This window comes from Vibrio navarrensis (genome assembly GCF_000764325.1).
GTDB lineage: Bacteria > Pseudomonadota > Gammaproteobacteria > Enterobacterales > Vibrionaceae > Vibrio > Vibrio navarrensis.
In genome coordinates this window covers 3,008,975-3,035,136 of the sequence record NZ_JMCG01000001.1, presented here as the reverse complement: position 1 = coordinate 3,035,136, position 26,162 = coordinate 3,008,975, and the positions used below count along the sequence as shown (strand labels likewise).

The 26,162-nt window shown below is 48.6% G+C and carries 24 protein-coding genes; 8 read left to right on the top strand and 16 right to left on the bottom strand.

The features are described 5' to 3' along the window. Positions 1-215 precede the first annotated feature (215 nt). Positions 216-989: a siderophore-interacting protein gene (locus tag EA26_RS13395; protein WP_039428370.1), complete on the top strand. Its 774-nt coding sequence runs from the start codon at positions 216-218 to the stop codon at positions 987-989. Between the two features lie 68 nt (positions 990-1,057). Then, positions 1,058-1,792 carry an RNA methyltransferase gene (locus EA26_RS13390; RefSeq protein WP_039428368.1) on the top strand — a complete coding sequence of 245 codons (735 nt, stop codon included), beginning with the start codon at positions 1,058-1,060 and terminating at the stop codon, positions 1,790-1,792. Positions 1,793-1,869: 77 nt separating this feature from the next. Here EA26_RS13390 and fdxA read toward each other — a convergent pair whose 3' ends face one another. Then, a complete protein-coding gene (gene fdxA, locus EA26_RS13385; protein ID WP_039428366.1) occupies positions 1,870-2,193 on the bottom strand; it encodes a ferredoxin FdxA in 324 nt (107 codons plus the stop codon). A gap of 218 nt (positions 2,194-2,411) precedes the next feature. Between fdxA and EA26_RS13380 the strand changes: the two genes are divergently transcribed. Continuing rightward, positions 2,412-4,031, top strand: coding sequence for an NAD(P)/FAD-dependent oxidoreductase (locus EA26_RS13380; protein WP_039428363.1), 1,620 nt, complete (start codon positions 2,412-2,414; stop codon positions 4,029-4,031). Positions 4,032-4,106: 75 nt separating this feature from the next. Here EA26_RS13380 and EA26_RS13375 read toward each other — a convergent pair whose 3' ends face one another. The 6 genes from EA26_RS13375 to EA26_RS13350 are packed head-to-tail and all read right to left on the bottom strand — an operon-like array spanning position 4,107 to position 9,345. Continuing rightward, positions 4,107-4,766, bottom strand: coding sequence for an HAD family hydrolase (locus EA26_RS13375; RefSeq protein WP_039428360.1), 660 nt, complete (start codon positions 4,764-4,766; stop codon positions 4,107-4,109). A 1-nt stretch (position 4,767) separates the two neighbouring features. Further along, a complete protein-coding gene (locus EA26_RS13370; protein ID WP_039428357.1) occupies positions 4,768-5,787 on the bottom strand; it encodes an ABC transporter ATP-binding protein in 1,020 nt (339 codons plus the stop codon). Beyond that, positions 5,784-6,572, bottom strand: a complete 789-nt coding sequence (locus tag EA26_RS13365; RefSeq protein ID WP_039428355.1) for an ABC transporter permease — start codon at positions 6,570-6,572, stop codon at positions 5,784-5,786. The genes EA26_RS13370 and EA26_RS13365 overlap by 4 nt, the downstream gene beginning before the upstream one ends. After that, positions 6,559-7,461: an ABC transporter permease gene (locus EA26_RS13360; protein ID WP_039428352.1), complete on the bottom strand. Its 903-nt coding sequence runs from the start codon at positions 7,459-7,461 to the stop codon at positions 6,559-6,561. Before EA26_RS13360 ends, EA26_RS13365 begins: the two co-directional genes overlap by 14 nt. Then, positions 7,458-8,264, bottom strand: a complete 807-nt coding sequence (locus EA26_RS13355) for an alkaline phosphatase family protein (protein WP_039428349.1) — start codon at positions 8,262-8,264, stop codon at positions 7,458-7,460. The genes EA26_RS13360 and EA26_RS13355 overlap by 4 nt, the downstream gene beginning before the upstream one ends. Positions 8,265-8,277: 13 nt before the next feature. After that, complete coding sequence (locus EA26_RS13350; RefSeq protein WP_039428347.1) at positions 8,278-9,345, bottom strand: ABC transporter substrate-binding protein; 1,068 nt, start codon at positions 9,343-9,345, stop codon at positions 8,278-8,280. 246 nt (positions 9,346-9,591) lie between these two features. Between EA26_RS13350 and EA26_RS13345 the strand changes: the two genes are divergently transcribed. After that, entirely contained in the window at positions 9,592-10,311 is a 720-nt protein-coding gene (locus EA26_RS13345) for a UTRA domain-containing protein (RefSeq protein ID WP_152593691.1), read from the top strand. 54 nt (positions 10,312-10,365) lie between these two features. On the opposite strand, the gene EA26_RS13340 is transcribed toward EA26_RS13345, so the two are convergent. The 3 genes from EA26_RS13340 to EA26_RS13330 all read right to left on the bottom strand — a co-directional run bounded on the left by EA26_RS13340 (position 10,366) and on the right by EA26_RS13330 (position 14,967). After that, entirely contained in the window at positions 10,366-12,849 is a 2,484-nt protein-coding gene (locus EA26_RS13340) for a bifunctional diguanylate cyclase/phosphodiesterase (RefSeq protein ID WP_039428342.1), read from the bottom strand. A gap of 331 nt (positions 12,850-13,180) precedes the next feature. Then, positions 13,181-14,281 (bottom strand): DUF3541 domain-containing protein, encoded by a 1,101-nt coding sequence (locus EA26_RS13335; RefSeq protein WP_039428340.1) that lies wholly within the window; start codon positions 14,279-14,281, stop codon positions 13,181-13,183. A gap of 71 nt (positions 14,282-14,352) precedes the next feature. Then, complete coding sequence (locus EA26_RS13330) at positions 14,353-14,967, bottom strand: alpha-ketoglutarate-dependent dioxygenase AlkB family protein (RefSeq protein ID WP_039428338.1); 615 nt, start codon at positions 14,965-14,967, stop codon at positions 14,353-14,355. Between the two features lie 143 nt (positions 14,968-15,110). On the opposite strand from EA26_RS13330, the gene EA26_RS13325 reads away from it, so the two are divergent. Then, complete coding sequence (locus tag EA26_RS13325) at positions 15,111-16,493, top strand: diguanylate cyclase (protein WP_039428337.1); 1,383 nt, start codon at positions 15,111-15,113, stop codon at positions 16,491-16,493. Positions 16,494-16,538: 45 nt separating this feature from the next. On the opposite strand, the gene EA26_RS13320 is transcribed toward EA26_RS13325, so the two are convergent. Both EA26_RS13320 and EA26_RS13315 read right to left on the bottom strand, forming a co-directional pair. Beyond that, entirely contained in the window at positions 16,539-18,533 is a 1,995-nt protein-coding gene (locus EA26_RS13320) for a methyl-accepting chemotaxis protein (RefSeq protein ID WP_039428335.1), read from the bottom strand. 469 nt (positions 18,534-19,002) lie between these two features. Further along, on the bottom strand, positions 19,003-20,523 hold the full coding sequence (locus EA26_RS13315; protein ID WP_039428333.1) for a DUF3612 domain-containing protein: 1,521 nt from the start codon (positions 20,521-20,523) through the stop codon (positions 19,003-19,005). A 183-nt stretch (positions 20,524-20,706) separates the two neighbouring features. Between EA26_RS13315 and EA26_RS13310 the strand changes: the two genes are divergently transcribed. Continuing rightward, positions 20,707-21,282, top strand: coding sequence for an aldolase/citrate lyase/malate synthase family protein (locus tag EA26_RS13310; RefSeq protein WP_039428331.1), 576 nt, complete (start codon positions 20,707-20,709; stop codon positions 21,280-21,282). Positions 21,283-21,418: 136 nt separating this feature from the next. Here the strand turns inward: EA26_RS13310 and EA26_RS13305 are convergent, their stop codons facing one another. Beyond that, positions 21,419-22,435, bottom strand: coding sequence for a GGDEF domain-containing protein (locus EA26_RS13305; protein ID WP_039428329.1), 1,017 nt, complete (start codon positions 22,433-22,435; stop codon positions 21,419-21,421). A 300-nt stretch (positions 22,436-22,735) separates the two neighbouring features. Continuing rightward, positions 22,736-23,875 carry a peptide-methionine (R)-S-oxide reductase MsrB gene (gene msrB, locus EA26_RS13300; protein ID WP_039428327.1) on the bottom strand — a complete coding sequence of 380 codons (1,140 nt, stop codon included), beginning with the start codon at positions 23,873-23,875 and terminating at the stop codon, positions 22,736-22,738. Positions 23,876-24,020: 145 nt separating this feature from the next. On the opposite strand from msrB, the gene EA26_RS21995 reads away from it, so the two are divergent. Together EA26_RS21995 and EA26_RS21990 are read left to right on the top strand one after the other, a co-directional pair. Next, positions 24,021-24,416: an OsmC family protein gene (locus tag EA26_RS21995; RefSeq protein ID WP_039428324.1), complete on the top strand. Its 396-nt coding sequence runs from the start codon at positions 24,021-24,023 to the stop codon at positions 24,414-24,416. 111 nt (positions 24,417-24,527) lie between these two features. Further along, positions 24,528-25,073, top strand: coding sequence for a sugar O-acetyltransferase (locus EA26_RS21990; protein WP_039428321.1), 546 nt, complete (start codon positions 24,528-24,530; stop codon positions 25,071-25,073). Here the strand turns inward: EA26_RS21990 and EA26_RS13285 are convergent. Both EA26_RS13285 and EA26_RS13280 read right to left on the bottom strand, forming a co-directional pair. Continuing rightward, complete coding sequence (locus tag EA26_RS13285; RefSeq protein WP_039428319.1) at positions 25,070-25,756, bottom strand: helix-turn-helix transcriptional regulator; 687 nt, start codon at positions 25,754-25,756, stop codon at positions 25,070-25,072. The genes EA26_RS21990 and EA26_RS13285 overlap by 4 nt on opposite strands. Positions 25,757-25,781: 25 nt before the next feature. Then, a complete protein-coding gene (locus tag EA26_RS13280; RefSeq protein ID WP_039428317.1) occupies positions 25,782-26,093 on the bottom strand; it encodes an antibiotic biosynthesis monooxygenase family protein in 312 nt (103 codons plus the stop codon). Positions 26,094-26,162: the final 69 nt, after the last annotated feature.

Below are 26,162 nucleotides of genomic sequence, written 5' to 3'. Positions count from 1 at the left end.
GGGTTAAACCATGCTCGCTATTCTAGCGTTGCCGATAAAGATGTACACAGTCTGAGCCTCTTTTGCGTCGACTTTTTGCCTAAAGTGAGCCGCCGATCGTGCTTGGTCAAAAGCCAAGAAAGGAAATTTCAATGTAAATTTGCTTAAAGAGGCTAGGCGCTTTACTAGGAGGTTGCTAGTATAAATGCAAAAGAGAATGATTATCGAGTAGAGAAATGAATAGACCCGCGCCACAAGTACTGACTGTCGTATCGACGCAAACTCTGACACCCAATATGCAACGCATTGTTTTTGAGGGTGATTTTCTTAAGCAATTTCTGCAAGAGTGCGAAGGCGGCTATATCAAACTGCTGTTTGATACTCACGGTAATACCGATTTAAGCCAGCTTGCGGAAGGTGAACGTCCGGTGATGCGCACTTACACCATTCGCCGTTTTGATGCCAAGCGTGGTGCAATCGAAGTGGATTTTGTGCGCCATATTACCTCGGACGCGCATTGTGGTTTTGCTGCGCGCTGGGCGATGGCAGCGCAGGTCGGTGACACTATTTCGATGGTCGGCCCGGGGACAATCGCGCCGATAAACACCGACGCAGATTGGTTCTTCATGGTGGCAGATATGACCTCGTTACCCGCACTTTCGGCCAAAGCGGCACGGTTGCCACAAGAGGCAAAAGGGTACGCTGTAGTCAAAATTACCGAAGCCTCTGACCAACAGACGCTTGAGCTACCTGCTAATATGGAGTTGATTTGGCTAACCGGCGAAGAGACGTTGGCACAAAAAGTGACCCGCTTGCCATGGCTGGCGGGCAGAGCATCAGTTTGGTGTGCCTGCGAGTTTGATTCCATGCGCCAACTGCGTCAATACTTTCGCAATGAGCGCGAGGTGGGACGCGAACATATCTATATCAGTAGCTATTGGAAAAACGGTGTATCGGAAGATGGGCACAAAGTCCTTAAACGTGAGGATGCAGAAAGTCACGCCGACTAACGGTGTCGCTCTTTAGCTGATCGCGGGTTTGCTCTATAATCGGCCCGCTTTCATCTGGGACAAAGTCAATGATTTCGAAAAACCAATTAAAACTCCTGCGTGCGTTAGGACAAAAGAAACAGCGTAAAGCGCATGGCCTTTTTTTAGTGCAAGGTGAGAAAAACGTTCTTGAACTCGCCAAGAGCGCACTCGCGGTTCAACAGATTTTTGCCACTGAGGAATTTCTCGCACAATATGGCAAGGAGTTGGCGAGCTTTGAATGCATTGAAGCCTCGTTGGATGATTTAACCAAAGCAAGCACCTTGGTGAGTAACAATGCCGCCATTGCTGTGGTTGAGATCCCGCGTGTTGAAATCCCGCCAGCGCAAGGCTTGATGATTGCTTTAGATGGCGTTTCTGACCCCGGTAATTTGGGCACCATCATCCGTGTGGCGGATTGGTACGGGATCAAACATATTGTGGCAAGCAGCGATTGCGCTGATCCATACAACCCGAAAACCATCAGCGCCACCATGGGCAGTTTTGGCCGGGTGCAGGTGAGTTTAGTTGACCTGCCAAGTTATTTGGAACAGGCGAATGTACCCGTTTATGGCGCTTTCCTTGAAGGGGAAAGTGTGCACAAAACGGCTTTCTCAGCGCAAGGTATTTTGCTGATGGGCAGCGAGTCCCACGGCATTCGTCAGCACGCTGCTAAGTTTGTCACCGATAAGATCACCATTCCTGCGTTTGGTGGGGCAGAATCACTCAATGTGGCGATGGCAACAGGCATCATTCTAGACAATATGCGTCGTCAGCATAGCTAACGTTAGCGGCTGATTTAAAAACAAAAAAAGCGTGCGCAGTAAAATCGGCACGCTTTTTCTTAGGTTCGATTGGCTTTTTAGCGCTCGAGCATGTCCAGCTTATTGGGCACCCCATTCCATTTCGCCGCTTCATCCATGGCGGGTTTCACTTCGGTCTGATTTGGCCAGATTTCCGCAAGCTCGGCGTTGAGTTCAACAAAGATCTTTTGCTCGTCTTCTAACTCATCTTCCTGAAAAATCGCTTGCGCATCGCACTCTGGCACACATAAGCCGCAGTCGATACATTCGATCGGATTGATCACCATGAAGTTTGGCCCTTCATGGAAAGCATCTGCCGGACACACCGCCACACAGTCGGTGTATTTGCATTGAATACAGTTATCGGTTACGACAAACGCCATGGCAATCCGCTCTTAAAATCAGTCAAAAATTGAAGAAAGGGGATGATACTGATCCGAAGCGAAAATTCAACATTCCGCACGGTGAATCTTCGCTCTTCTCCTTTCGCTTCCCGGATTTAGTATGACAGACAAGGCAATTTCTCGTAAAATGCGCGCCATTGTGAGCGGGCCTAACTTGGTTGGGCTTCGCTATGACACCAACTGCAACGAGACATCCAATGATACGTTTAACTGAAATCAGACTTCCGCTTGATCATGAGGAAGGCGCGCTATTCGACGCGATAACCCGCAAGCTCTCCATTCCGGCCGATCAGGTTCTTTCTTTTAACATGTTTAGACGTGGTTACGATGCTCGCAAGAAAACTCAAATTCAACTGATTTACACCTTAGATGTGGCGGTGGCGGGTGACGAAGCCGCGTTGCTGGCTAAATTCAGTAAAGATCAGCATGTACGCCAAACGCCGGACATGGATTACAAATTTGTCGCCAAAGCGCCCGCTAACCTGACTGAGCGTCCAATCGTTATCGGTTTTGGCCCGTGTGGTTTGTTTGCTGGTTTAGTTCTGGCGCAAATGGGCTTTAACCCCATCATTGTGGAGCGTGGCAAAGAGGTGCGTGAGCGCACCAAAGACACTTTCGGCTTTTGGCGAAAACGCACCCTCAACACAGAATCGAACGTGCAGTTTGGTGAGGGCGGCGCAGGAACCTTTTCGGATGGCAAACTGTATAGCCAAGTGAAAGATCCTAATTTCTACGGCCGCAAAGTGATCACCGAGTTCGTTGCAGCGGGCGCACCGGAAGAGATCCTGTACGTTAGCAAGCCGCACATCGGCACCTTTAAGCTGGTGACTATGATCGAAAAGATGCGCGCGAAAATTCTTGAGCTCGGCGGTGAGATCCGCTTCAGTACTCGCGTTGATGACATCCATATGCAAGATGGGCAAATCACGGGCGTGACCTTGTCGAACGGCGAAGAGTTGAAATCTCGTCATGTGGTGCTCGCGGTGGGTCACAGTGCGCGTGATACCTTTGAGATGCTGCATGAGCGCGGTGTTTACATGGAAGCTAAGCCATTTTCTGTCGGTTTCCGTATCGAGCACAAACAATCAATGATTGATGAAGCGCGTTTTGGTCCAAATGCGGGCAATCCAATTCTAGGCGCGGCAGATTACAAACTGGTGCACCATTGTAAAAATGGCCGTACGGTGTATAGCTTCTGTATGTGTCCGGGTGGCACTGTGGTTGCGGCGACGTCAGAAGAGGGTCGCGTTGTCACTAACGGCATGAGCCAATATTCGCGTGCCGAGCGCAACGCCAACAGCGCCATCGTGGTGGGTATCGACCCTGAACGCGATTATCCTGGCGATCCGCTGGCAGGTATTCGTTTCCAGCGTGAACTGGAGTCGAATGCTTACCGATTGGGCGGTGAAAACTACGATGCGCCAGCACAGAAAATTGGTGACTTCCTAAAAGGTCGCGATCCAAGTGCACTGGGCGATGTTGAACCATCCTTCACGCCGGGGATCAAGTTGACCGATCTTTCAAAAGCACTCCCCGCTTTTGCTATTGAAGCGATTCGTGAAGCAATTCCTGCGTTTGACAGCCAAATCAAAGGTTTTGCAACAGCAGATGGTCTATTGACTGGGGTAGAAACTCGAACCTCTTCGCCAGTGTGCATCAAGCGCGGCAAAGATTTCCAAAGCATTAACTTAAAAGGCTTCTACCCAGCAGGTGAAGGCGCAGGTTATGCGGGCGGTATCCTTTCTGCGGGTATCGACGGTATTAAAGTGGCCGAAGCAGTGGCTCGTGATATCGTCGCACAGTTAGAAAGCGCGTAATTAATACGATATTGATCAAGGGCTCGTAAGAGCCCTTTTTTGATCCTGTACGCACCGTTTACCAGTGCCATTATTTTATGCCCAAGTCAACGTAACCCACTTGGTTTGCTTACTGTAAGCTTCCAATTGCGGGCAAGGGTTGACCAGATAAGTGACGTCCGCGTATTGGCATAAAGGGAGATCGTTGATCGAATCGGTGTAGAAGTGGATCGTCGCATCACTTCTATTTTCTGCCTTAAGCCACGCTTTTAAGCGCGTCACCTTACCTTCTCGATAGCTGGGTATGCCGCTGATTTGTGTGCTGTAGCGATCGCCGTTGAGTTGTAAGTCGATGCCGATGGCTTGTTTAATTCCCAAACGTTGTGCCACCGCTTTAACCAAAAAAGAGACGGATGCGGAGATGATGAGCATGTCGATGCCTTCACGCTGCAACTGGGTGATCAGCGTTTTGGCCTGCGAGAACTGCTTGGGCAAGATGTCGCGTTCGACACACTCTGCGGCCAATGCGTGAACTTGTTCAATCGGCAAGTGGGTGAGCGGGGCGATGGTGAAGGCGAGATAATCTGCCATGTTCATTTTGCCTTGGTCGTAGAGCGCCATGAGCCTTTGATCCTCTTGGACAAAATTGGCGTCGGTGGCAATGCCTTTTTCCGCCAGAAAGGCGTTCCAAATCATGGCACAGTCACCATTGATCAGGGTCTTGTCGAGGTCAAACACGTACAAAGGATTGGCCATTTTAAGCTCTCACTGGTTGAATTTCGTTAAGGTTGAACAGCAGTTCCAGTTGGCTGCCGCTGGCCAGTAGCCGTTCTGATGAGCGATTGAGCAAATCGACCGTGAGCTCACACTGGTTGACGTTCACCTGATAGCGGATCACATTGCCGAGCAACTGGTGACTTTTAATCACCCCAATTTGCGGCGCAGAAATGTGTTGGCCGTACTGTCGTCCGGGCTCTTTAACATAAATCGATTCAGGGCGAATCGCCACTTTCCATTCGGTGTCGAGATTAAACAGGCGTTTCGCTTGGTTGGCATCGACCAGATTATAGTGGCCCATAAATCCGGCGACAAATTCATTGACCGGATGAGTGTAAATCGCTTCCGGCGTGCCTGCCTGCACTATCTCGCCTTTATTCATCAGGAAAATGCGGTCTGAGAGGATCATCGCCTCTTCTTGATCGTGAGTGACAAAGATGGTGGTCAGGTTCATCTCTTTCTGAATATCGCGGATCTGCTGGCGCAAATGTTTGCGGATTTTGGCATCCAGCGCAGAAAGCGGCTCATCGAGTAACAGAATGCGGGGTTTGACCACTAAGGCGCGCGCCAGTGCCACGCGTTGACGCTGCCCACCGGAGAGTTGATGCGGGTAGTGTTGCTCTTTGCCATTGAGCTCCACTAGCTCAATCACTTTCGCCATTTCACGTTGGATAGCATCAGCTGGCATCTTCTGCATTTTCAAACCAAAGGCGATATTGCCGGCAACAGTCAGGTTGGGGAACAGCGCATAGGATTGAAACACCATGCCGATACCACGCTGCTGCGGCGTTTGCTGAGTGATGTTTTCTCCGTTGACCCAGATCTCGCCATCATCCAGGCTTTCTAAGCCAGCCAAGCTGCGCAACAAAGTCGATTTGCCACAACCACTAGGGCCAAGCAGAGTGACAAACTCGCCTTGTTCAATCTGAAACTGAATGTTTTCAAACACCTTGTTGTCAGCAAAATATTTGGTGAGTTGATTGGCGGAAACGTAGCTCATGAGTGAGTTCCTCGGCTAAAACGACTGGCGAGCCAAGTCAGCAAAAAGATAAATAGGAAATAGGTCATCACCAGCGCGGAGGTAAAATGGCCGCTGGTCTGGCGCATGTTGTACAGATAAATCTGCAAAGTTTCATAGCGGGTGCCCACCAAAATATTGGCAAAGACAAACTCCCCCAGCAGGAATGAAAAAGAAAGAAACAGCGAAGCCATTAATCCTTTCTTGAGATTTGGCAATACCACCAACAAAAACGCTTGCGTGGTGCTTGCGCCGAGCAGGTGAGCGGCGTCCATCAGATCGCGCAGATGGATAGCGGCGAAATTATTAGCGATGGCGCGATACATAAAAGGCAGCGCTATGGTGAAGTAAGTGCCCACTAAAATCCAAGGCGTGCCAACCAGTGCAATCTCGCTGTCCGCATAGAGCTGCAAAAGACCGACAGAAGAGACTACCGGAGGCACAGCAAAAGGCAGCAAGATGAGCATATTCATCACCTTGTCGAGTTTAGGAAAGTAGTAGAACACCACGAAAATCGCGGGTAACACTAACACCACACTTAATAGTAGTGCTGAGAGACAGATAAAGAGCGAACGGCCAAAAGCATCGAGAAAACGCTGATCGCTGAGCAGCTTAATGTACCAGTCCAAGGTAAATCCGTCCGGCAAAATGGTCGCTCCCCAGCGTGATGAAAGCGAGTACACTAAAGTCGCGACAATCGGGATCAGCATCAAACCGACCACAGTGGTGACCACGGCTTGGTCAAAAGTGCGCTTATGCTTGTGCATCTTGCTTTCTCCCTAGGTAACTTTTGCTGATCAACCACTGGTTGATGACGGTAATCAGCGCTAAAAGCACCATCACGAGCACTGAAATGGCCGCCGCGAGATTGGGCTCAAGAAACAGATCGCCCGACACTAAGCTGGCGATGCGGATGGTGATCAAATTGTAATTACCGGAGGTGAGCGCATATACGCTGGCGTATGCGCCAATCGCGTTGGCGATCAGAATAATGAAAGTGCCCAGCAGCGCAGGTGACAGGACCGGCAGCGCTATTTTGAGCCAATATTGCCAAGTTTTTGCTCCCAGCAGAGCGGCGGCGGCCTGCCAATCGTCGCTCAGTGCGTCGAATGCGGGGTAGAGCAGTAAGGTCGCAAGGGGGATCTGAAAGTAGATGTAAATCGCCAGCAATCCCCATTTGCCGTACAAGTCAAACTCGCCCAGCAAGCCATATTGTTTCAGTAGCAAAGTGAGCGCGCCGTTGGTGCCGAGAATAATGATGAAAGCGAAAGAGAGCGGCACACCGGCAAAGTTACTGCTCATATTGGTAAAGGCGATCACGCCATCGCGTAGCACACTGTTGACTCGGCGCAGTGAGGAAACCAGCAGAGTGGCGATGGCTAAGCCAATCAGGCTAGACCAAAACCCCAACCAGATACTGTTGCTAAAGGCCTGACGCATGAACGCCGAATCAAGAATTTCAACATAGTTCTCTAGCGAGAGGCTTTCATCGTAAATAAAGCTGTTACAAAGCACCCAAATCATCGGGGCCAGTTGGAACAGATAGAAAAACAGTGCAAATGGCGCCAACCATAATGCGGGTTTAAAACGAGAAAATCGGCGAAGCGTGGCCTGCTTGGTGGCGGATTTACTCTGAGGAATAACGGAACTGCTCATAGTGCCAATAGTGCCTGTGGATAAGGTTTTTGGTGCTCAAGGCCAAGTAACTGGCAGACGGCACCACAAAGCTCGGTTTGTTGGATATCACACTCGCGGTGGCTAAAGTGCTCACCAATCACAAACAAAGGAACTTCACGCTCCTCGCGCAAAATACCGCCGTGGGAGAGATCGTTGTTCATGCCGTGATCGCTCGTGATGAGGACTTGATAGCCCTCGGTGAGCCAAGTATCGAGGTAATGGGAGAGATAACCGTCGGCCATGCGTGCACTGTTACGGTATTGGCGTGAATCCAAACCATGTTTGTGGCCCATGTCGTCAATATTCATTGGATGGATCAACAAGAAATCGGGCTGATAGCGGCGGCGCAAATAGTCACCATCGAGAAACAAAGCTTCATCAGGGTAGTGATCCCAATGATAAAAACAGCCGTGCTGGATGTTGAGGTTATCATCGTGGGTGAAGCGATCGCGCACAGCATCATAAGGAGCACGGTTGTACAGTTCACTGACCCAGTGATAAGCCGCCGCTGCGGTTACTTTGCCCTGATTTTTCGCCAAGCTGAAAATCGATTCCTGCTGCGAAAGGCGCACAATCTGGTTATGCACGATGCCGCTGTCGACCGGGCGAACGCCAGTGAGTAAGCACTCGTAGAGCGGGCGAGAGAGTGACGGGAGTTCACAGTGCAGTTTATAAAGCGTTGCGCGTTGCTGTTCTATCAGGCCATTCAGGTAGCCCATGCAATCACGGGCTACCTGATAGTTGAGTCCATCTAGAACAACCAAGATCACTTTGCTGTTCATGAAAAATGGTCTCTTATTGCTGGTGGATCAGAACGCTTTCTTGCCATTGACGCGGCAGTTTGCGCGCCGATTTTTCCCACGCATTGAAATCTTGTACTGGGTGCACGTTGCTGTACTGATCATTTGCAATCAGCTTATCCTGCACCGACTTTGGCAGAGTCACGTTGCTGCGAATAGGGCGTGCGTAGCCTTCGGCAAGGTTGATCTGGCCCTGATCACTGAAGATGTACTCACGTGCCAACTTGGCGGCGTTCGGGTTTTTCGCATACTTGTTGATGATGGTGGTGTAGCCGGAAATAACCGAACCGTCTTGTGGAATGTTCACGCTAAAGCGTGAGCGGTCAATTTGGTCACGGTAGTTGAGCGCGTTGAAGTCCCACAGAATGGCCACTTCCACTTCGCCTTTTTCAAGGTTGGCAATGCTTGGGTCGGTAAACGATAAACGCCCTTGTTTGGCCAGCTTAGCGAAGAAGTCCAGCGCTGGTTTGAGGTTACTTTCGTCACCGCCGTTGGCAAACGCCGCCGCCAATACCGCGTTGTTGGCTTGTGCTGCAACACCGACGTCACCAACCGTCACTTTGTAATCCCCTTTTAGGAGATCATCCCAAGATTTTGGGGCATTTTTCACCAAGTTATTGTTGGAAATAAAAGAGATTGTGCCGGTGTAAGCCAGAGCCCAGTGACCGTTTGTGTCTTTCGCCCAGTTTGGAATGTCGCTCCAAGTGGTCGGTTTGTAAGGCTGAGTGACGCCCTTTTTGACCGCAACACGAGCAAAAGCAAAACCGACATCACCGATATCCGCGGTGGCGTTTTTCTTCTCTGCTTCGAACTTGGCGATCTCTTGCGCCGAGCTCATGTCAGTGTCTTGATGTTTCAAGCCATAGTTGGCCTTTAAGTCTGTCCAAGTGCCTTTCCAGTTGGCCCAACTGTCTGGCATCCCGACACTGTACACCGCCCCTTCTTTTTGTGCGGCTTCAATCAGAGATTGCAAATCCGCTTGTTTTGCCATGGCGTGCGTCGATAGCGAAGCGGCGATCAGCGTAACCGATACCGCCGTAGAACGACTAAGCAAAGTTTTCATTGTCTCCATCCTTTTGGACTAGGTCAGTAAGTTCGTTTTTTATCCTAAGGAGGGAGTGTGACGATTTGGCGCAAGTTGTTTGACAGTTTTGTGTCGTTTCGGTTGCGCTAACAGGCTGAGAGGAAAGGGGGATTAAATGCAGCCCGTTGAGCGCTTTCAATGATGGAGCAGCTTAACCAAGCGTCATATTTCTGTTATCTGCTCGCTTTACCTTGTTAAAGAAAAATGCAATGGACTAGATCAGCAATGAGCACTCAAGAAACCACTCAGCTAGGCAGAATAAAAAGTACGATTCGCGCACAGATCAACGCCGGAGTATGGTTTCAAGGGCAAAAGTTGCCTTCAGAGCGTGAACTGAGTGGGCGCTTTGCTACCACGCGTATCACCATCAAAGACGCTTTGGTCTCACTGGAAACCGAAGGGTTGATATACCGTGAAGAGCGTCGTGGTTGGTATGTCTCACCGGAGCGCATTTGCTACAACCCTCTTTCCCGTTCGCATTTTCATCAAATGGTGCGAGATCAGCATCGTATTGCTGAAACCCGTTTGCTGCATGTGAGCAGCGAAAGAGCCAGTGGTGAGTATGCCAATGTGCTTGAAATTGAGGCAACGACGCCAATTTACGTGATTGAACGGCTGCGTTTTATTGACGGTCGTGTGGTGCTGTTTGTGGAGAATGTGCTCAAAGCAGCGCTGTTCCCCGCCATTTTGCAGGAGAATCTGACAGGCTCCTTAACGGGGCTCTATCGGCAAAAATATGGTTACGAGACTCGCCGCTCACGCTTTGAGGTGGTGCCGACTTCAGCGCCAGCCCACGTAGCTAAAGCGCTCAATTTGGCGCAAGGACAGCCTGTACTGAAGATATGTCGAGTTAACTATAAGCAAGATGGTGAGCTAATCGACTGCGAGTTTGAATATTGGCGGCCCGATGCGGTGATGATTCGCATTGATAGTCTGAATGAGTAGTGGCGAAATTTAAGTGTCAGCCCACTAAAACCAACACTTGGATCTCTTCTCGCTCTATTTGGCGGGTGTGGCGTATTTTTCTGCGAGTAGCTGTGCACTGATTGGCCTTTCAATCAAATAGCCTTGCAAAATATCGCAGCCATACTCTTTGAGCTTCTGGCGCTGAGCCTCGGTTTCTACCCCTTCAGCGACCACGCGCATGTCTGAAGAGCGGGCAATGGCGATAATTGCTTTCACCAAAGAATCGCTCTGTTCAGAATTGAGCATTTTGTCGATGAACAGGCGATCGACCTTGATTTCATCAAGAGTGAGGTGACTCAGATAGCTCAGCGAGGAGTAGCCAGTACCAAAGTCGTCGAGTGAGATGGTAAACCCGAGTTCTTTGAGCTGCTCAATGATCGGTTTGACTTTTGGCATGTCATTGATCAGCACGTTTTCGGTAATCTCCAGCGTAATGCGATGGTTGGCAATTTGGTAACGCGCTGCGGCTTCGGTCAACTGTGTGATGAAAGCGTCGCTGATCAGTTGCATCGGCGAGATGTTGATCGACAAGGTTAAGTCAGAATCGCCATCAGGGAAAAGTTGGCTCATCTCTTCGCAGGCGCGATGGATGACAAACTGTCCCAATTGGTTTATAAGGCCAATTTCTTCAGCCAGTGAGATAAATTCAATCGGCGACACATGCCCTAACTGCGGATTGTGCCAGCGAAGTAAACTTTCCACACCATGCAACTTACCAGTGTCGGTTGCGACCTGAGGTTGGTAAACCACATACAGCTCACCGCGCTCTATTGCGCCGCGCAATTCACGCTCAAGTAAGAAATCATGTTGGACTTGCAAGTTGATACTGCTATCAAAAAACAGTACATCGCCTTTTTGCCGCGCCTTGGATTTATAGAGCACGATGTCGGCTTTGGAAATCAGCTCTTCAGGGTCGTGGCCGTCGGACGGGTACATAGCAACGCCAATCGAACAACTGGTGAACAGGACTTTGTTGTCGATGACGAATTGTTGTCGGAAAACCTGTTTGATTTTTTCCACTTTTTGTTGGGTTTGCGCCAAGTTGTCGAGACAAGGGAAGCAGAAAATAAACTCATCACCACCAAAACGTGCGACAAAATCGCCTGGTTCGAGGAACGCCTCAAATTTCTTGCCAATTTCGCTTAACAAGCGATCGCCTGCTGAGTGGCCGTACAAATCATTCACTTTCTTGAAATCATCCAGATCGACGAACATCACCGCCAATTGACAGCATTGCTGTTCTGATTTTTCAATGCCTTCACGAATGCGCTCATGGAGCAGAGAACGGTTTGGCAGCCCGGTCAACTCATCATGGCGGGCGATGTATTCCAGTTGGTCTTTGGTCTGTTTCAACTGTTTGAAATCTTGATTGATGCGCCGCTGGAAACGCTGGAAGCGTTTGGCTATCACACGGCTTAACCCCAGTGAAAACAGCGCAACAATCGCAATGGTAGCACTGCCCAGTGTCGCCATTTGCCTAAAAGTACTTTGCCCTTCACTTTTCGCTTGTAACTCTCTTTGCTTGAGGTAGTTGTGGCTGACTTGCTCGTACACGCCGGAGCCTATGGTCCAGCCCCATGCTGGGATTTGAATTGCGTAACTGGTTTTGGTTTGATCATCCAAACCCGATGGCAAGTAGGCCGCTTGATAGGTAACAAATTGGTGGTCGGCTTTGGCAAGACGCGCTGCATCCGATGGGCTTGCTTCGCTCTCCCCTTGCAGGGCATTACGACCAATCAAGTTCGTGTCGATGTGTGACAAGACTGTGCCTTTTTCGTCCATCACAAACACGTAGCCATAATCGCCAAAGCGCAGATTGTTTATCCATTTGAGAACAGTGGCTTTGATGTCGTTTTCCACATCGACTACATAATCGCCGGTACCGATGAACCAGTCATAAGGTGCGAAATACTTACCAAAACCGATCTTCTCAAACTCGTGATTTTTATTGTCGGGTTTGACAAACCACCAGCGGTAAAAGGCTTCGTCATTCGCCTTCACCTGTTCACCCATGTCACGCACGATGTAGCTGCCACGCACGTCTCTAAAATCCCACAAAGAGGTGCCTTCGACTTTAGGCAGCAGCGGGTGCATGATGCTCATGCCGTCAATTTTGTAGATGAAAAAGTAGCCCCGGCCTTGATTGAAGCGAATGTCACGCAGTGCATCGGTGATCATTTTCGTCACGGTGGCTTCAGGGAGATGGCGGTTGCTTTCGTAGATGCGTGTGGCAATTTTGTGCGCTTCGTAAATACGTTCACGGATGGTGTTTTCAAGCTGTTCTTCGGTGAGCTCGCGTGCGTAGTCGACTTGCTGAGCGACGTATTCGACCTGACTGGTGAGCTGAGTGCTTTGTCGTTGTTGGAAATCGGCACGCAGAGAAATTAATTCCTGCTCGGAATGCAACATTACATCGCGAACGGACAATGCCGTCCATAGCAAGGCAAAAACAGCGACAATGGCGGCGGGGGCATAAGTGATGAGGGTCAGCAGTTTTTTATCCGTGAGCTCTGCCATGTACCATCCTTATCTCAACAAAGCGGGTGAGTCATATTAACAAAGTGATTAGAAAATGCGTTATTAATAATGAGAATATTCGCTTCAAAGTTGTTAAGATCCAGTTTTTATTCAATAAATACATTTTATTACAGTGAGTAGTGTGCGATTAATGTAGGCAATTTTGCACATATTTATTTTATGGATGAACGTCTAAGGGGATGAATCACCAGTCCTTTGTTTGCAGTTGGCGATGAGGAATATCGAGTAGACTTTTGCTGAAGTGAGTATCGATAAAGTCGATTTAATCGTTCCACACCAACTCGCTTGCGGGAGTGGAACGAAAACCATGTTAAGGTTTAGCTTTTTCTTTGTTCGCGACCAAACCGTAGGGAATAGAGGAAAATACCTTTGGATTGCTCGTCACTGTTGGCGCTGCATTGACTTGCTGCCAATCCAGCAGCATGATGGCCAACACATTGCGATGCTCGCCACTTCTCAGGTCGAACTCACCGGAAACTGAGGGAATCATGCCTTTCTCGCCATTAATTGATGCTTGAATCGCTTGGCGGGTCTTTTCAACCACAGGGTCATTTTCGAGACCAGCGAGTAGAAAACTGATACCGACTTCGGCGATGATGTCCTCTTTCGCCCGGAGCAAAATGGTGTCAATATTGGCGCGAAAATAGTCGTAAATCCACTGATGTTGCTTCTCATCGACTTGATGTTGGTAATACTCAGAATCGGCAAAAATAATGTGCGTCATGCCATACAACTTGTTGCCATATTGCTGAGGCGTGAGTTTTTTGTCACTTGTATCTGGGTAAGTACGGCGAAATGCTTGAATAAAATCATTCACCACATCTTGCTCACCAAGCTGCTTTAACCAGTAAACTTGATTTGCTAGCTGCGCAGCCCAAGCCTTAATCATGTCTGAGTCGGTGGCATATTTCTTAAAATCATAGCGGCGGATCACTTCACGCAATTTGTCGTCTTGTCGGTGAGCTAATCCATATTCGTCAGCGCGAGCCATTGAGCCGATGAGATCGACGCCAAGATAGAGATATTCTGGCATATGCTTGGTTGCGGTATAACGTAATCTGCTGCGCTCATCGGTTTCGTCCATATAGCCAGTCAAACGTTTCTCTGCATAGAGAATAATTTGCTCAGGTGTGTGCACCTCTGCAGCAAAGTAGTTGAGTCGACTGGCCACTCTGGCTAAATCGCTCCAAACCGCGGCAGCGTATTTGCTGTCTAAGGTTTGGCGAAACATACGCAGACCGTAATGGCCTTCGACATAAGCGGGTAAGGTATAAAGTTGGCTTTCGTAGGTTGTTTTGATCTGCTGTGCTGACTGTTCAAAACTCAGTGGAGTAACTTCTTCACTCGCGTAGGTGTGTAATGCAACACAGGCCGATACCAACGCAGCCAAATATCCGATTTTAAAACGCATAACCTAGTCCTGTTATCACTTTGATAAATTGAACTCTAGCAGCTATGGTTTGGGTTAATGTAATTGCTTGGTCAATAAACGGTAGGATTGACGTGGCGAAACGTCAGGTTGATGCGTTCCGCCTTGGATTTGGCCGTTTTCGGTACGCAATGACGCCAATAGGTTTGTGTTGTGCCTGCCATAACAAGCAAAGAACCCGCTTGCAGCTCAAACTCGATTTTTTCTTTGGTCTCGATGTGCTGCAACAGAAAACGTCGTGATTCGCCCAAAGTCAGCGACGCAATAATCGGCTGTTTGCCTAACTCTGGTTCGTTATCTTGATGCCAGCCCATGGAATCCTGACCGTGACGGTAGAGGTTGGCGAGCACGGAATTAAACTGTGCCCCAGATGCCAGCTCGCAGCGTTGTTTGAGTTCCAGTAGACCATCCGTCCAAGGGGAGGGTTGCATGGTTAAACCGGAATAGCGATAGACGGCATCCCCACACCAAGCTTGCAGACGGGGTTGCAGGACTGGTTTGCCAAACAGAGTAATCGCTTCTTGAGCCCAAGGGAGCTCGGAGCGTAACTGATGAAAATAGCGCTGGGCCTGACGAGGAGAAAGGAATTGCGGATCCCAGTACAAGAGCCCAGCCGATCGAATGGCAAGCCATTTATCGTTTTGGAACAGGGAGGGTTGCTGCGTCATAAGTTGTCCGAAAATTCACACCCGTAAAATATGCTTACTATTATTAACCAGATTGGTTTATTCTTATACATATCAACTTTTTTAACAATAATAACGATTTATTGATTATTTTACCTATCTCTTAGGCGTGGACAGGGGCTTAGATGAAGTACACGTTCGATAAACAGTGGGGCATAAAACTGCTGTTTTTCCTTTTTGTTGTGCTCTCAGTAGGTGTGGTTGAAGTACTCAATCGCAACCAGTTGCAAGTGCTAGAAGAGCATTTACAGCGAGAAGCAAAAGATCAACTTTCAGCGATTCGATCTAAGCTGGAAGCAACGATTGTTTCTGACATTTACATTGTCAGCAGTTTAGCGACGCTGGTTTCACTCCATCCTAGCAGCAATGTCCAGGCACTCGATGAAGCGTCATCAAAAATCATTCGCAAAGGACGCCACATCAAAAACGTAGTGTTAGCCAAAGATGACGTGGTGAATTACGTTTACCCCTTGTCTGGCAATGAGCAAGTGCTTGGCCTTGATTACCATACGGTTCCCAAGCAGTGGGCCTCTATTTTGAAAGCAAAAAACATCGCTGAGATCTTTATTGCTGGTCCAGTGAATTTGGTTCAAGGTGGCAGAGGCTTGATCGCCAGAGTGCCTATCTTCAGCGATCCGCCGCTCAATACTCAGTACTGGGGGGTGTGTAGCGCAGTTTTAAACTTCGATTCCCTGTTCACCGATGTGGGCTTAGTGAGTTTTGCTTACAAGTACAAAGTGGCGATCAAAGGCTATGATAGCCAAGGCGCAGATGGTGATATTTTCTGGGGAGAGCGAGAGACCTACGACTTAGCGTTTGTTCGCGAAAAAGTGAATTTTCCTTATGGCGGCTGGGTATTAGCTGTGGCAAAAGATGAGCAATTTTTGGCGGGTGTGCCTTGGTATCAACTTAATATTGCGCGTTTGCTGGGTTATCCAATTCTGCTTTTGCTTGGGCTGGTTTTTATCACCATCTATCGTTTGTACGACATCGCTCGCATTCGCTCGTTGCATGACGAGCTGACAGGTTTACCCAATCGGCGTTACTTCATGTACTCACTGGATCGCTATTTCAGACACGCGCAAAAATTAGGTAAAGACGAGACTTTTGCGGTGATCAATTTCGACTTAGATCGCTTTAAACACATTAACGATACGTTTGGTCATGCGGCGGGGGATAAAGTGTTGCTTGCCTGTGCCGAGCGAGTAAAAAGTACGCTGCGTTCCACTGATATCATTGCTAGGATTGGCGGCGACGAATTTTTGATTATTTTGCCGCGAATTCAAAAGCAGGAAGACATTGCACAACTGATTGAAAAGTTAAAATCTGCGCTGTGTGCTAACCCGGTGGTGTATGAAAGTGAATTGATCTATCTGCACGTCAGTATTGGTTATGCTTTTTTTCACCATGACTTACGCAATTATGATGAAATGCTCAAAGAAGCGGACGATCGTATGTATCGAGAGAAGAAGCTGCAGCGTGAAGTGGTTAATTCTCTGCTCAGTTAAAAACCAAGGCCCAAAGCTCGCGAAAGCGAACTTTGGGCATTGGTACTAAAGTTTGAACGCGCTGAGTTGCGTTTGCATTTCCTGCACTTCAGATTGATATCCTTTGACTATCTCATTCAAGCCATTTGCCTGATTTCCCGTTTGATGAGCGATTTCGGCGAGTACATCGACATCTTTATCAACCATCTCACTGGCTTTCGACTGTTCAATCGTGGCGCTGGCAATGCTGCTGATGTGTTGATTAATTTGTTCAATCGCGTTTTCTAGATTTTCAACACTTGAGCGCACCACATCGACTGAGTGGTAGGTGTCGTTGCCAGCCGTTTGGCTTTTGTCCATGTTTTCGACCGAACGTTTGGTGTTGTCGCGGATTCTGTCTAACAGTTTGGTGATGTTTTCTGTCGCTTGTTGGCTACGTTGTGCCAAATCACGCACCTCTGAAGAGACCACGGCAAAGCCACGACCATGTTCGCCAGCGCGCGCGGCTTCGATTGCAGCATTGAGAGCTAAAAGGTTGGTTTGATCAGAAACTGCACTGATGGTGTCGACAATCTGGCCGATGCTTTGCGTATCTTTGTCCAGTTCACGCATGCAAGTTTGCGTGGCTTCAATTTGTTCCATTAAGGCTTTTACCGAATGGAATGAGAGTTTACTCTGATTCTGGCACTCCAGCACTTGTTGGTTCATGGTGTTGGCATCTTCGGTTGCTCTTTCAGCTGAATGGGCAATTTCAACGCTGGATTGGGAAAGCTCGGTCATTGCCGTCGCGATATTGTCACATTTCGCCATCGTTGTCTGACTACTGGCTCCAAGGCTTCGCGCTGAATCCACAATGGTATTCAGTCTGTCGGTACTGTGATCGTTGGCTTGCTGCACATTGTCGAGTAGGCCGCGTATCGCATGGGTCAACTGGTTGATACTGGAAGCGATCGACGCGATTTCATCTTTTCCGGATTGATCAAGATCGAGCGACAAATCGAAGCGTTTTGCCATGTTGCTCAGCGTGTTGGTCAAATGACCGACGCGTTGGCGTAGGTTTGTGACGCTTGCTATCACCACCCAAAGCAGCAGTAAAGAGAATGCCAGTGAGACAAAACCGAGTAGATTGCGTGTGCTGGTGGTTTGGATCGAACGCTGCTCTGAGAGGGCATGCATTTCGGTTTGTAACGCATTGCGAATCTGGTTGATGAGCGTGATGCGTTGGGTCGCCATCTTAAACCATTCCCCTGAGTTAGGGCCGTTAATGTTGTTGAGCTGTTCTTTTTGTGCGAGAAAGCTTTTTTGAATGCTTTCAACTTGTTGCCAAATGGGATCGCGTTCTTGATTGAGAAGCTGTTGTTCAAATGCGGGTGGCAATTCCAGTAGGGCGCTACGTTTGGCATAGTCACCTGAACGAATATAGTTATCAATACTGGCGAAGATGGCCGCAGTCGCACTGCCGCGAGCAAAGACCCCATTCAGCGCTCCGCGAACTTGGCCTGCTCGCTCTTTCATGATGATTATGGACACCAAAGCTCCCCCAAGAGCTGATAACTGTTCATTGCCCACTTCCGACATCATTAGGCGACTGTTATCTATCGCGAGCTGATTAATGTGCGAATAGTAAGCAAAAGGCGCGATGCTAGGGGCTAGCTCATCGACGCCAGCTCGCACGGTGTTAAGTTGATTTAATGAAGACTCGATATCGGCGGTCAAGGGCGCTATCAAACTGGAGCTGAGTTGTTCCGCTTGATAAGCAAGCAGTGATGCGATTGCTTGATCCGATTTTACACGCTGTCCTTTGAGTGCGGCGACCTGATCGGGGTTGCCTTTGCTACCGAGCACACCAGCGGTAAGTCCGCGTTCAACTGCCAGATTGTGAGCTAAATTATCAAACAGGATCACTAACTTTATTACTTCTTGGTCAAGGCGTGAGGTTTGCGCTTGGCGATCCAAACTGAGAATAGTATTGGCAGCAAGCACAATACCAAGAAGTAAAGGAATGCCCGCAACCACGGTAACAATATTGTAGAGTTGGAACTGACGTAGAATCGAATGCATAAGCGTCTCCAAGGCATTCTCTGTTATTGATTAATAAGCCGATTGGTGAATTTTGAGCTGCCTAGTCAGTATAGGTGACGTTAAAAGGCTGTTGTGTATGGAGAAGGGAGAACGTCGTTAATGTCACACATTTCCAGAATGAAATAAGACGAGTATAACAATACGATTAGCTAATAGTTTTAACTATTAATAATGCACTTGATGGCATAATGCGTTGTTTTTGCAAATTGAGAATGCGATATGCAAATAATATCTATAAAACAACGATATTCAGCACAAAAATAGACCTTTTAGACAATTATTTTTTTGGCATACATCGTGCTTTACCTAATACGACCCTTCTTAAGCCGAGGGTCACCTAGCCAACTGACGTTGTTAGTGGACACAGATTGTTCACACGTATAAACGGCCAAACACCTTGCTTGTGTTTGGCCTCTTTTTTATCTGCAATTTGCAGATTTGCTTAAAATTATTCCTCACCACATTTTGCGTAGCAGCTTGGCTGACGCGGACACACGGCTCCGCGAGAGCAGATCAAACGCGCAGGTGCGTTGATGCCACGCTCTATCCACTTGATATTGAGTATTTTGGCAATCGTTGTTAGGTCTTTCTTTATATGGTAGGGAACTTCGCTACTGCCACCATGGCTGACACACAAACGTTTTAGCTCTTCTGCGATTTCAATCGCATCACCACCTTGTGCGTTGATAGCCGGGTTGAGATCAATACCAGCACAAAGCACGCGATTATTGCCCGCGGGATCAACCACATTCACCGATTCGCAGCAGTACAACCTAGGCTCATTGCCAACATTAAGAATGGAAAGCTGAGCAGAGCTCCCCGGTTGTGATTCAGACAGCTTACGAAACACCGCCCAATGCTGACACGGATCGTTTACCGTGCGCATGTTTCCCCAAGGCAGCGGGATGCCGTTACCGCGATACACCGCTTTGAGTTTACCGGGGCCATACGCATCGAAATAATGCCAGTGAGGGTAAGGCGAAACCACCGTCATGCGGCGCATGGCAACAGAGGGCGAGACTCCCGCTTTCTTATGTACGTCGATTTCGTAGCCGCTCCGATCGAGCAATTGGCGGAACGGAACTTTCGGGCAGAGCAGTGCCCCGGCAAAAAAGCTGGATTCAAAATCACGCCACGCCAGCAGAATATCTTGGGAGTTGAGGTCGGATGTCGGGGAGAGATCGTCGGCTTGGTCCCAGTGGTTTTGATGACCAATTGAGAGAACGCTTTTCACGCTGTCGGCACTGTGTAAAATGCGATGGCCAATGTACACCGCTAAATCGTATTTTAGCCGAGTCGGATACTCTTTCATCATGCTGTTGAGATAAATGGTGCTCGGCGGCTCCATAAAGGACGTCACCAACTGTTTGGCGTTAACGCCCAGCTCGTCAACCACATCTTTTGGCGTGCGGTTTATCCAGCGGATATCCATGCCCAAACTTTTGGCAATATCAATCAGATCTTCCACCGACATATTGAGGCGTTTTTTTCCGATCTCTTCCGCGGCACGTTCCAGATCGGGGAAGTGGTTTTGGTTCGCTTCCTGATGAGCGCGGATCAGCAGATGAGCAAACTGCCGCCCAGTGATGCCCGTTTGCGAGAGCATCTCCGGAATCGCGATTTGTAAAATGTCATTGGAGAACAAAAAGCTGGGCTCAAGCGCCATGCCACTTAACCCGCCACGATTGCCTTTGTTGGGCGTGATCGCTTCTAATTCGGGCTCGTCATCTAAAAACCAAGCGGGATCTTTTTGAAACACTTCGGCAATGACTTCCAGCATATCGATGCTCGGAACCCGTTTTCCGCGCTCGATCATCGAGAGGTAGGAGACCGATGGCGCGTATTCAGGGTTGATACGAATACAGCGTGCAGAGAGATCTTCCATAGTTAAATGGTTGTTTTTTCTTAGGTTCCTAATTTTGGTTCCAAGAAAATGCGATTGGCGAATCAAGCTTTTTGACACAGACATTTTGTAAAATTCACATTGTAAAATTTTTGTTGTGAAATTGTAGTAAAAAATTCGCTAGTCTACATAGTGAGCAGGCAAGGAAAAAAACCTTCCACTTCACAGAATTGTTAGAAACCAAACGCAAGTTTAAAGTTTTTGCTCCAAAAGCAAAAAAGGAATGAGATTTTCTAAGAGGGAAAGACGATGAATATGCTTAGATTCGATAAAAATGATATCCAACAACAACACCGCCCATTTATCGCAGAAGCCGTCTTTGCCGTCGAAGCGGTGAGCTCAAGCGAACAAAATGAGAAGCAACTGAAAGCGAAACAACTGCTTGATCGCCTTTTCCCGCTGGAAAATGGTTCACACCAAGACGTCACCAGTTACGTGATCGATTATCGCCACCTGATGGCTTATTTTGCGGACGGTACGCACAGTGGCTTGCGCTCTCCCAAACACTTTGTCGCTTTTACCGGTGGAAAAGAAGATCCTTGCTCTATTCTGCTGCGTGATGAAACAGGCAGCCATGTGGAAGTGATGCTGGGTTATCACAAAGGAACTGGCTGTGTTGAGCTGATTGAAATTGATGACATCCAACTGGAAACGCGCACCACATTCAGTCCGTCGTTAACGGGCGATGCGCCCACCGCGATGCGTCACTGGATTAGCCTTGTGAAAGGGGATGTGAATGGCAAGCCAATGGCAAGCAGTGAAGATAAAGAGTACACCGCGAAAAATGGTGAAGACTACATTCTGAGCTACTGCTACAGCATCTAAGTATAAAATGAGAAAACCCCGGAAAAGTGTGCTTTTCCGGGGTTTTTTGTCTGAGCAGAAAATCGCTGGTTAGAGTACTGAGCAGCGTTATTTCACTGGCGTAATAAGTAGTAACGCGATTAAAGTAGTGATGTGCCTAAAGTGGCATCACCCGATTTCGGCCAAGTTGTTTTGCTTCGTAGAGCAGTTTATCGGTGCGATCGATAAAATCGTCTGGCGTTTCTCCCGCTTTCCATTCAGCCACACCGAACGACGCGGTGATGTTTTCCACCTGCTTTCCGGAACGCTTATCTTTGACTTTCAGTTTTTCGACATTGCGCCGCAGTGATTCGGCGAACTGTCTAGCGATACGCAGCGATTTGTTAGGAGCGATCAGCGCAAACTCTTCACCGCCAAATCGGTACGCGGTAATCCCTTCGCGGCAGCTCATTTGCAGGCGTTTAGCGATGGCGCGGATCACCGTATCGCCAAACAGATGGCCGTAGTTGTCATTGAATGATTTGAAATGATCGATATCCAGCAAGATCAAACTAATGTTCTGCTCGGCATTCACCAAAGCACGCAGATCGTTGTTGAATGCGCGGCGGTTGTAGAGGCTCGACAAGCCATCAAATAGCGCGTCTTTTTGCACTTCGGCAAGCTGCTCTTTGAGGCGCGAGATCTCAGTGCTGGCGTTATTGAGCTGGCTGCTAAGAAATCGGGTCGAGTGGCGAATTTCCCGTGATTCAGAGACCAGTTCTCGAATCACTCCCATCACTTCTTCAATGCTCAGTCCTTCATCTTCGACTTTCTCCAGTTTGCTGAAATTTTTGTCCACCAAGGCGGTAAAAGAGGAGGTATCGGAGAGAGTATCCGACATGGAGCTGGCGATCTCACCGAGTAAAATCTCGATGCTGTCTTTGAGCTCTCTCAGGCTAGTCTCGGTTTTGCTGGCCACATAACTGTGGTAGAGCTGTTCGCTGGTGGCAGGTGGGCAGATGCCGAAGTTTTCCAACACCGTGTCTAGCTCTTGGTTTAACTGAGGAATAGCATTGTCGACGTAGGTATACCAAAGCGCGTAATTAGCAGGCGTTGCTGCTACATGATTTTTAATCATCAAGGGGACCGCTTTTTTGAGATTGGCGGTGGATTTCTTAAAGTCGTCGCTTGTCATTCTAGTTATGCTTTTACGATAGCTAAACAATCATACTGCTAAGATTAGCGGATGAACGATTGAGATGCTGGAGTTTTTGCCATTTTTTGAACAGCGATTATTAAAAATATTGCTGACTCAATCAATGTATTTTATGACTTTGTGCACAGGTAATGCATTGCCTTAACAAAATGTGCAGTGAAGATAGAAGAGTTCAATAATTTCCCGTACCAGCACCGCCAGAGCGAGTGGGAAAATCGGCGGTCAGGCAACAATAAAAGACGCACCTGACCGCTAATCTGTCATTTCAGCAACAAGGACTTACTTTTCAAACAGTGCCGCGTATTCTCCATAGCCGCTTGCTTCGAGTTCGGCTGCTGGGATAAAACGCATCGCCGCCGAGTTCATGCAGTATCTTAAGCCAGTTGGCGCTGGGCCGTCTTCAAACACATGCCCGAGATGGGAATCACCGTAGCGGCTTCTGACTTCCGTGCGTGGGTACACCAGCTTGTAGTCGGTTTTGGTGACAATATAAGCGGGATTGATCGGCTTAGTGAAACTTGGCCAGCCCGTACCCGATTTGTATTTGTCGGTGGAAGAAAACAGTGGCTCTCCGGTGACCACATCCACATAGATACCCGCTTGTTTATTATCCCAGTACTCATTTTGGAACGCGCGCTCTGTGCCGTCTTCTTGCGTTACGTAGTATTGCAGCTCGCTCAGTTTGGCTTTGATCTCTGCATCCGACGGTTTACGGTAGGGCTTGGCGCTTTGGATCTGCTGGTGTTCATCAATCAGTTGGCGAAGCGTTTTCGGCTGCTCATTGCGCTCATCACCAAACACCTCGTCCAAGTACTTGTCGCGGCCAGAAGCGTAGCGGTAATACTTGTACTTCAAGCTGCTCTTTTTGTAGTAGTCCTGATGGTACTCTTCTGCCGGATAGAAGATTTTGTACTTAATCAGCTCAGTTTTCAGTGGCGCGGGATAGATGTTGGCTTCATCGACCTCTTTTAAGAAGCGCTGGGCAATGCGCTTTTGTTCGGCATTGTGATAAAAAATGGCCGGACGATATTGTGGGCCGCGATCAACAAAGGAGCCTTTGTCGTCGGTGGGGTCAATGTGGCGAAGAAAGTAATCCAGCACCGCTTCGTAGCTTACCACTTGCGGATCGTACTGAAACTGGATCACCTCTAAATGGCCGCTTTTGCCTGAAGAGACTTGGCGATAGGTTGGATTGACCACATCGCCGCCGGAATACCCCGAGACAACATCGTAGACGCCATCAAGTTTCTCCATATCTGATTCCGTACACCAAAAACAGCCGCCCGCCAGTGTGGCGGTTTGCAGTTTGCCGTGGGCGTCATTTTTCATCGTATCGGCCACGCCGATATTGCTGTAGCCGATGAAGAGGAGTGAAAACATCACCGGCACCAGCCAAATGAATTTAGTCAACTTTTTCATACTTACCTCAGGGTTTTCGCTTGTTGTACGTAATAAGAACGAAGAGGCAGCAAAAAAATTACAGCGAAAAGAAAATTTCGATTGCCTTCACTGACCAGCTAGCTAAATTAGGCCGTTGTAACGTCACGATAAAAAAGAGGAAGCCATGCAAGCTGAAGTGAAGTGGATTGAAGATCTAAAATTTGTTGGTAAAACAGATAAAAATCAAGAGATTACAATGGCGAGTGGTGACAGCACTTATTTCTCACCAATGGAGATGGTGTTGATGGCCGCTGGTGGTTGCAGCTCGGTGGATGTGGTCGATGGCCTGAAATCGGCAGGGCAGAAAGTGACCGCGTGCAGCGCGAAGCTTACGACCGAGCGCCGTGACACCGCGCCGCGCATTTTTACCGCGATCAATATTCATTTTAGCGTTTCGGGTGAAGCGCTAGATCCTGCATTGGTGGAAAAAGTTACCGCCGACTCGCTGCAAAAATACTGCTCTGTTTGCCTGATGCTGGGTGCTGGTGTTGAGATGACGCACAGTTGGGAAATCGTCTGATCGCCAAGCGTGCCACAAAATCATAAAGAGGAAGAGAAAAGCGGCTGCTTTTCTCTTTTTTCCTTTATAGGGCTAAGTAGGATAAAACCGTTGGTTAATAAGGATAATCTGATGACAGAATTTGAAAAAATGATGAGCGGTTTGAGCTTTGATGGAGCGGATCGTGAGATTGATGCCATACGTAGCCGGGCGACGGAGCTTTTACTGCGTCTGAATGTGACGACGCAAGGCGATCAGCGTGCCATTTTGCAGCAGCAGTTATTTGGCCATGTAGGGGAGAGTTTTATTCAATCGCCGTTCATGTGTGAGTTTGGCCAAACTATTCATATTGGCGAGCAGACTTTTATCAATATGAATGTGGTGATGCTTGACGGGGCGAAGATCACCATTGGCGATCACGTATTGATCGGGCCGAGTTGTCAGTTCTATACCGCATCTCACTCGCTCGATTACCGCAGTCGCCGCCGCTGGGAAACATTCTGCAAGCCAATTGTGGTCGAGGATGATGTATGGATCGGCGGGAACTGTGTTATTAACCAAGGTGTTACCATCGGTGCCCGCTCGGTCATTGCTGCGAATTCGGTGGTGAATCACGACGTACCGCCTGATTGTTTGTATGGCGGAACGCCAGCTAAACTTATCCGCGTGCTCAGCTAGTGTGGTGGCACGCAGTGCGCCAGATAGTAAGACAAAGATTTGCTCTCGCTGGTGGTAAAGGTTTCATCGCTAACGGATAACGATTCGATTCGATCGAGGCGAAAGTGGCGATAATCGTTGCGCAGTTCGCACCATGCCACCAGTGTCCAATGTTTCCCCCAAAAGATTTGCCCGAGCGGATGCAGGCGGCGTTTGGTCACTGACCCTTTTTCATCTTGATAGCCGACATCAACAATAAACTGGCTATCGGTAGCGTGGCGAAGTAATAGAGCACGCTTGGCGGTGTCGGATTGGATGTGATAATCGGGCACTAGGATAGGGAATTCTTCCACCTGCCGTTTCAGTTTATCGGGCAGCACAGAAAGAATTTTGGCCGATGCCGAGTGTGAGGCTTGAGCGAGTTCGGCATCGGACCACGCCCTGACCATGCGCATGCCAAGTTCAAGTGCCACCATCTCTTTTTCGCTAAACATCAATGGTGGCAGGTGTGAGCCGTTTTGTAGCAGATAGCCTACCCCCGCCTCGCCGCAAATAGGAACCCCGGAGCTGAGCAGTGATTGAATGTCGCGGTAGATGGTACGTTCACTGACGGCCATGGTTTCCGCAAGTTGCTTGGCGGTCACCGCATAACGCTTCGAGCGCAACAAGGTCAACAGTTCAAACAGACGTTCCGATTTGCTCATGGGGTTCCTTTTTTGGTCTTTGCGTTTAGCTGTTGCAACTGCTCATTTTGATCAACTGATGGCGCATGTCGACTGAGTTTGGTTCAATTAACGCCATCAGCGGTTGGCAGTCCGCGTGGCTCTTAAACTGTTCGCCCGCTTTCTTTGCTGCCTCCATATCTTGCCAGTAAACCACATCCGTCCAACTGTCGCTTGCAGCATCGTGGCTCAGCGAGCGGTACAAAAAGCCGGGTTGGCTGGCGACAAAAGCTTGGCTCTGCTCGCTGGCTGCGATGTAAGTTTGTGCTGACGTACCTTCAATCAGTTTGAAGCTGACCATTTCAATAACTTGTTCCATGAGATTCTCTCCTGTTGTGTGAGTTCATGGAAAGCATAATGCGTGGCTTTGTCAGAAGATGTCAGTAGC

Bases quoted from the DNA above. Each gene is read 5' to 3' on its own strand.
- EA26_RS13350 (WP_039428347.1), bottom strand. From the start codon at position 9,345: ATGAAAACTTTGCTTAGTCGTTCTACGGCGGTATCGGTTACGCTGATC.
- EA26_RS13325 (WP_039428337.1), top strand. From the start codon at position 15,111: ATGAAGTACACGTTCGATAAACAGTGGGGCATAAAACTGCTGTTTTTC.
- EA26_RS13380 (WP_039428363.1), top strand. From the start codon at position 2,412: ATGATACGTTTAACTGAAATCAGACTTCCGCTTGATCATGAGGAAGGC.
- EA26_RS13345 (WP_152593691.1), top strand. From the start codon at position 9,592: ATGAGCACTCAAGAAACCACTCAGCTAGGCAGAATAAAAAGTACGATT.
- EA26_RS13285 (WP_039428319.1), bottom strand. From the start codon at position 25,756: ATGAGCAAATCGGAACGTCTGTTTGAACTGTTGACCTTGTTGCGCTCG.
- fdxA (WP_039428366.1), bottom strand. From the start codon at position 2,193: ATGGCGTTTGTCGTAACCGATAACTGTATTCAATGCAAATACACCGAC.
- EA26_RS13340 (WP_039428342.1), bottom strand. From the start codon at position 12,849: ATGGCAGAGCTCACGGATAAAAAACTGCTGACCCTCATCACTTATGCC.
- msrB (WP_039428327.1), bottom strand. From the start codon at position 23,875: ATGAAAAAGTTGACTAAATTCATTTGGCTGGTGCCGGTGATGTTTTCA.
- EA26_RS13370 (WP_039428357.1), bottom strand. From the start codon at position 5,787: ATGAGCTACGTTTCCGCCAATCAACTCACCAAATATTTTGCTGACAAC.
- EA26_RS13395 (WP_039428370.1), top strand. From the start codon at position 216: ATGAATAGACCCGCGCCACAAGTACTGACTGTCGTATCGACGCAAACT.
- EA26_RS13355 (WP_039428349.1), bottom strand. From the start codon at position 8,264: ATGAACAGCAAAGTGATCTTGGTTGTTCTAGATGGACTCAACTATCAG.
- EA26_RS13310 (WP_039428331.1), top strand. From the start codon at position 20,707: ATGAATATGCTTAGATTCGATAAAAATGATATCCAACAACAACACCGC.
- EA26_RS13330 (WP_039428338.1), bottom strand. From the start codon at position 14,967: ATGACGCAGCAACCCTCCCTGTTCCAAAACGATAAATGGCTTGCCATT.
- EA26_RS13365 (WP_039428355.1), bottom strand. From the start codon at position 6,572: ATGCACAAGCATAAGCGCACTTTTGACCAAGCCGTGGTCACCACTGTG.
- EA26_RS13335 (WP_039428340.1), bottom strand. From the start codon at position 14,281: ATGCGTTTTAAAATCGGATATTTGGCTGCGTTGGTATCGGCCTGTGTT.
- EA26_RS13320 (WP_039428335.1), bottom strand. From the start codon at position 18,533: ATGCATTCGATTCTACGTCAGTTCCAACTCTACAATATTGTTACCGTG.
- EA26_RS13280 (WP_039428317.1), bottom strand. From the start codon at position 26,093: ATGGAACAAGTTATTGAAATGGTCAGCTTCAAACTGATTGAAGGTACG.
- EA26_RS13375 (WP_039428360.1), bottom strand. From the start codon at position 4,766: ATGGCCAATCCTTTGTACGTGTTTGACCTCGACAAGACCCTGATCAAT.
- EA26_RS13305 (WP_039428329.1), bottom strand. From the start codon at position 22,435: ATGACAAGCGACGACTTTAAGAAATCCACCGCCAATCTCAAAAAAGCG.
- EA26_RS13390 (WP_039428368.1), top strand. From the start codon at position 1,058: ATGATTTCGAAAAACCAATTAAAACTCCTGCGTGCGTTAGGACAAAAG.
- EA26_RS21995 (WP_039428324.1), top strand. From the start codon at position 24,021: ATGCAAGCTGAAGTGAAGTGGATTGAAGATCTAAAATTTGTTGGTAAA.
- EA26_RS13315 (WP_039428333.1), bottom strand. From the start codon at position 20,523: ATGTCTGTGTCAAAAAGCTTGATTCGCCAATCGCATTTTCTTGGAACC.
- EA26_RS13360 (WP_039428352.1), bottom strand. From the start codon at position 7,461: ATGAGCAGTTCCGTTATTCCTCAGAGTAAATCCGCCACCAAGCAGGCC.
- EA26_RS21990 (WP_039428321.1), top strand. From the start codon at position 24,528: ATGACAGAATTTGAAAAAATGATGAGCGGTTTGAGCTTTGATGGAGCG.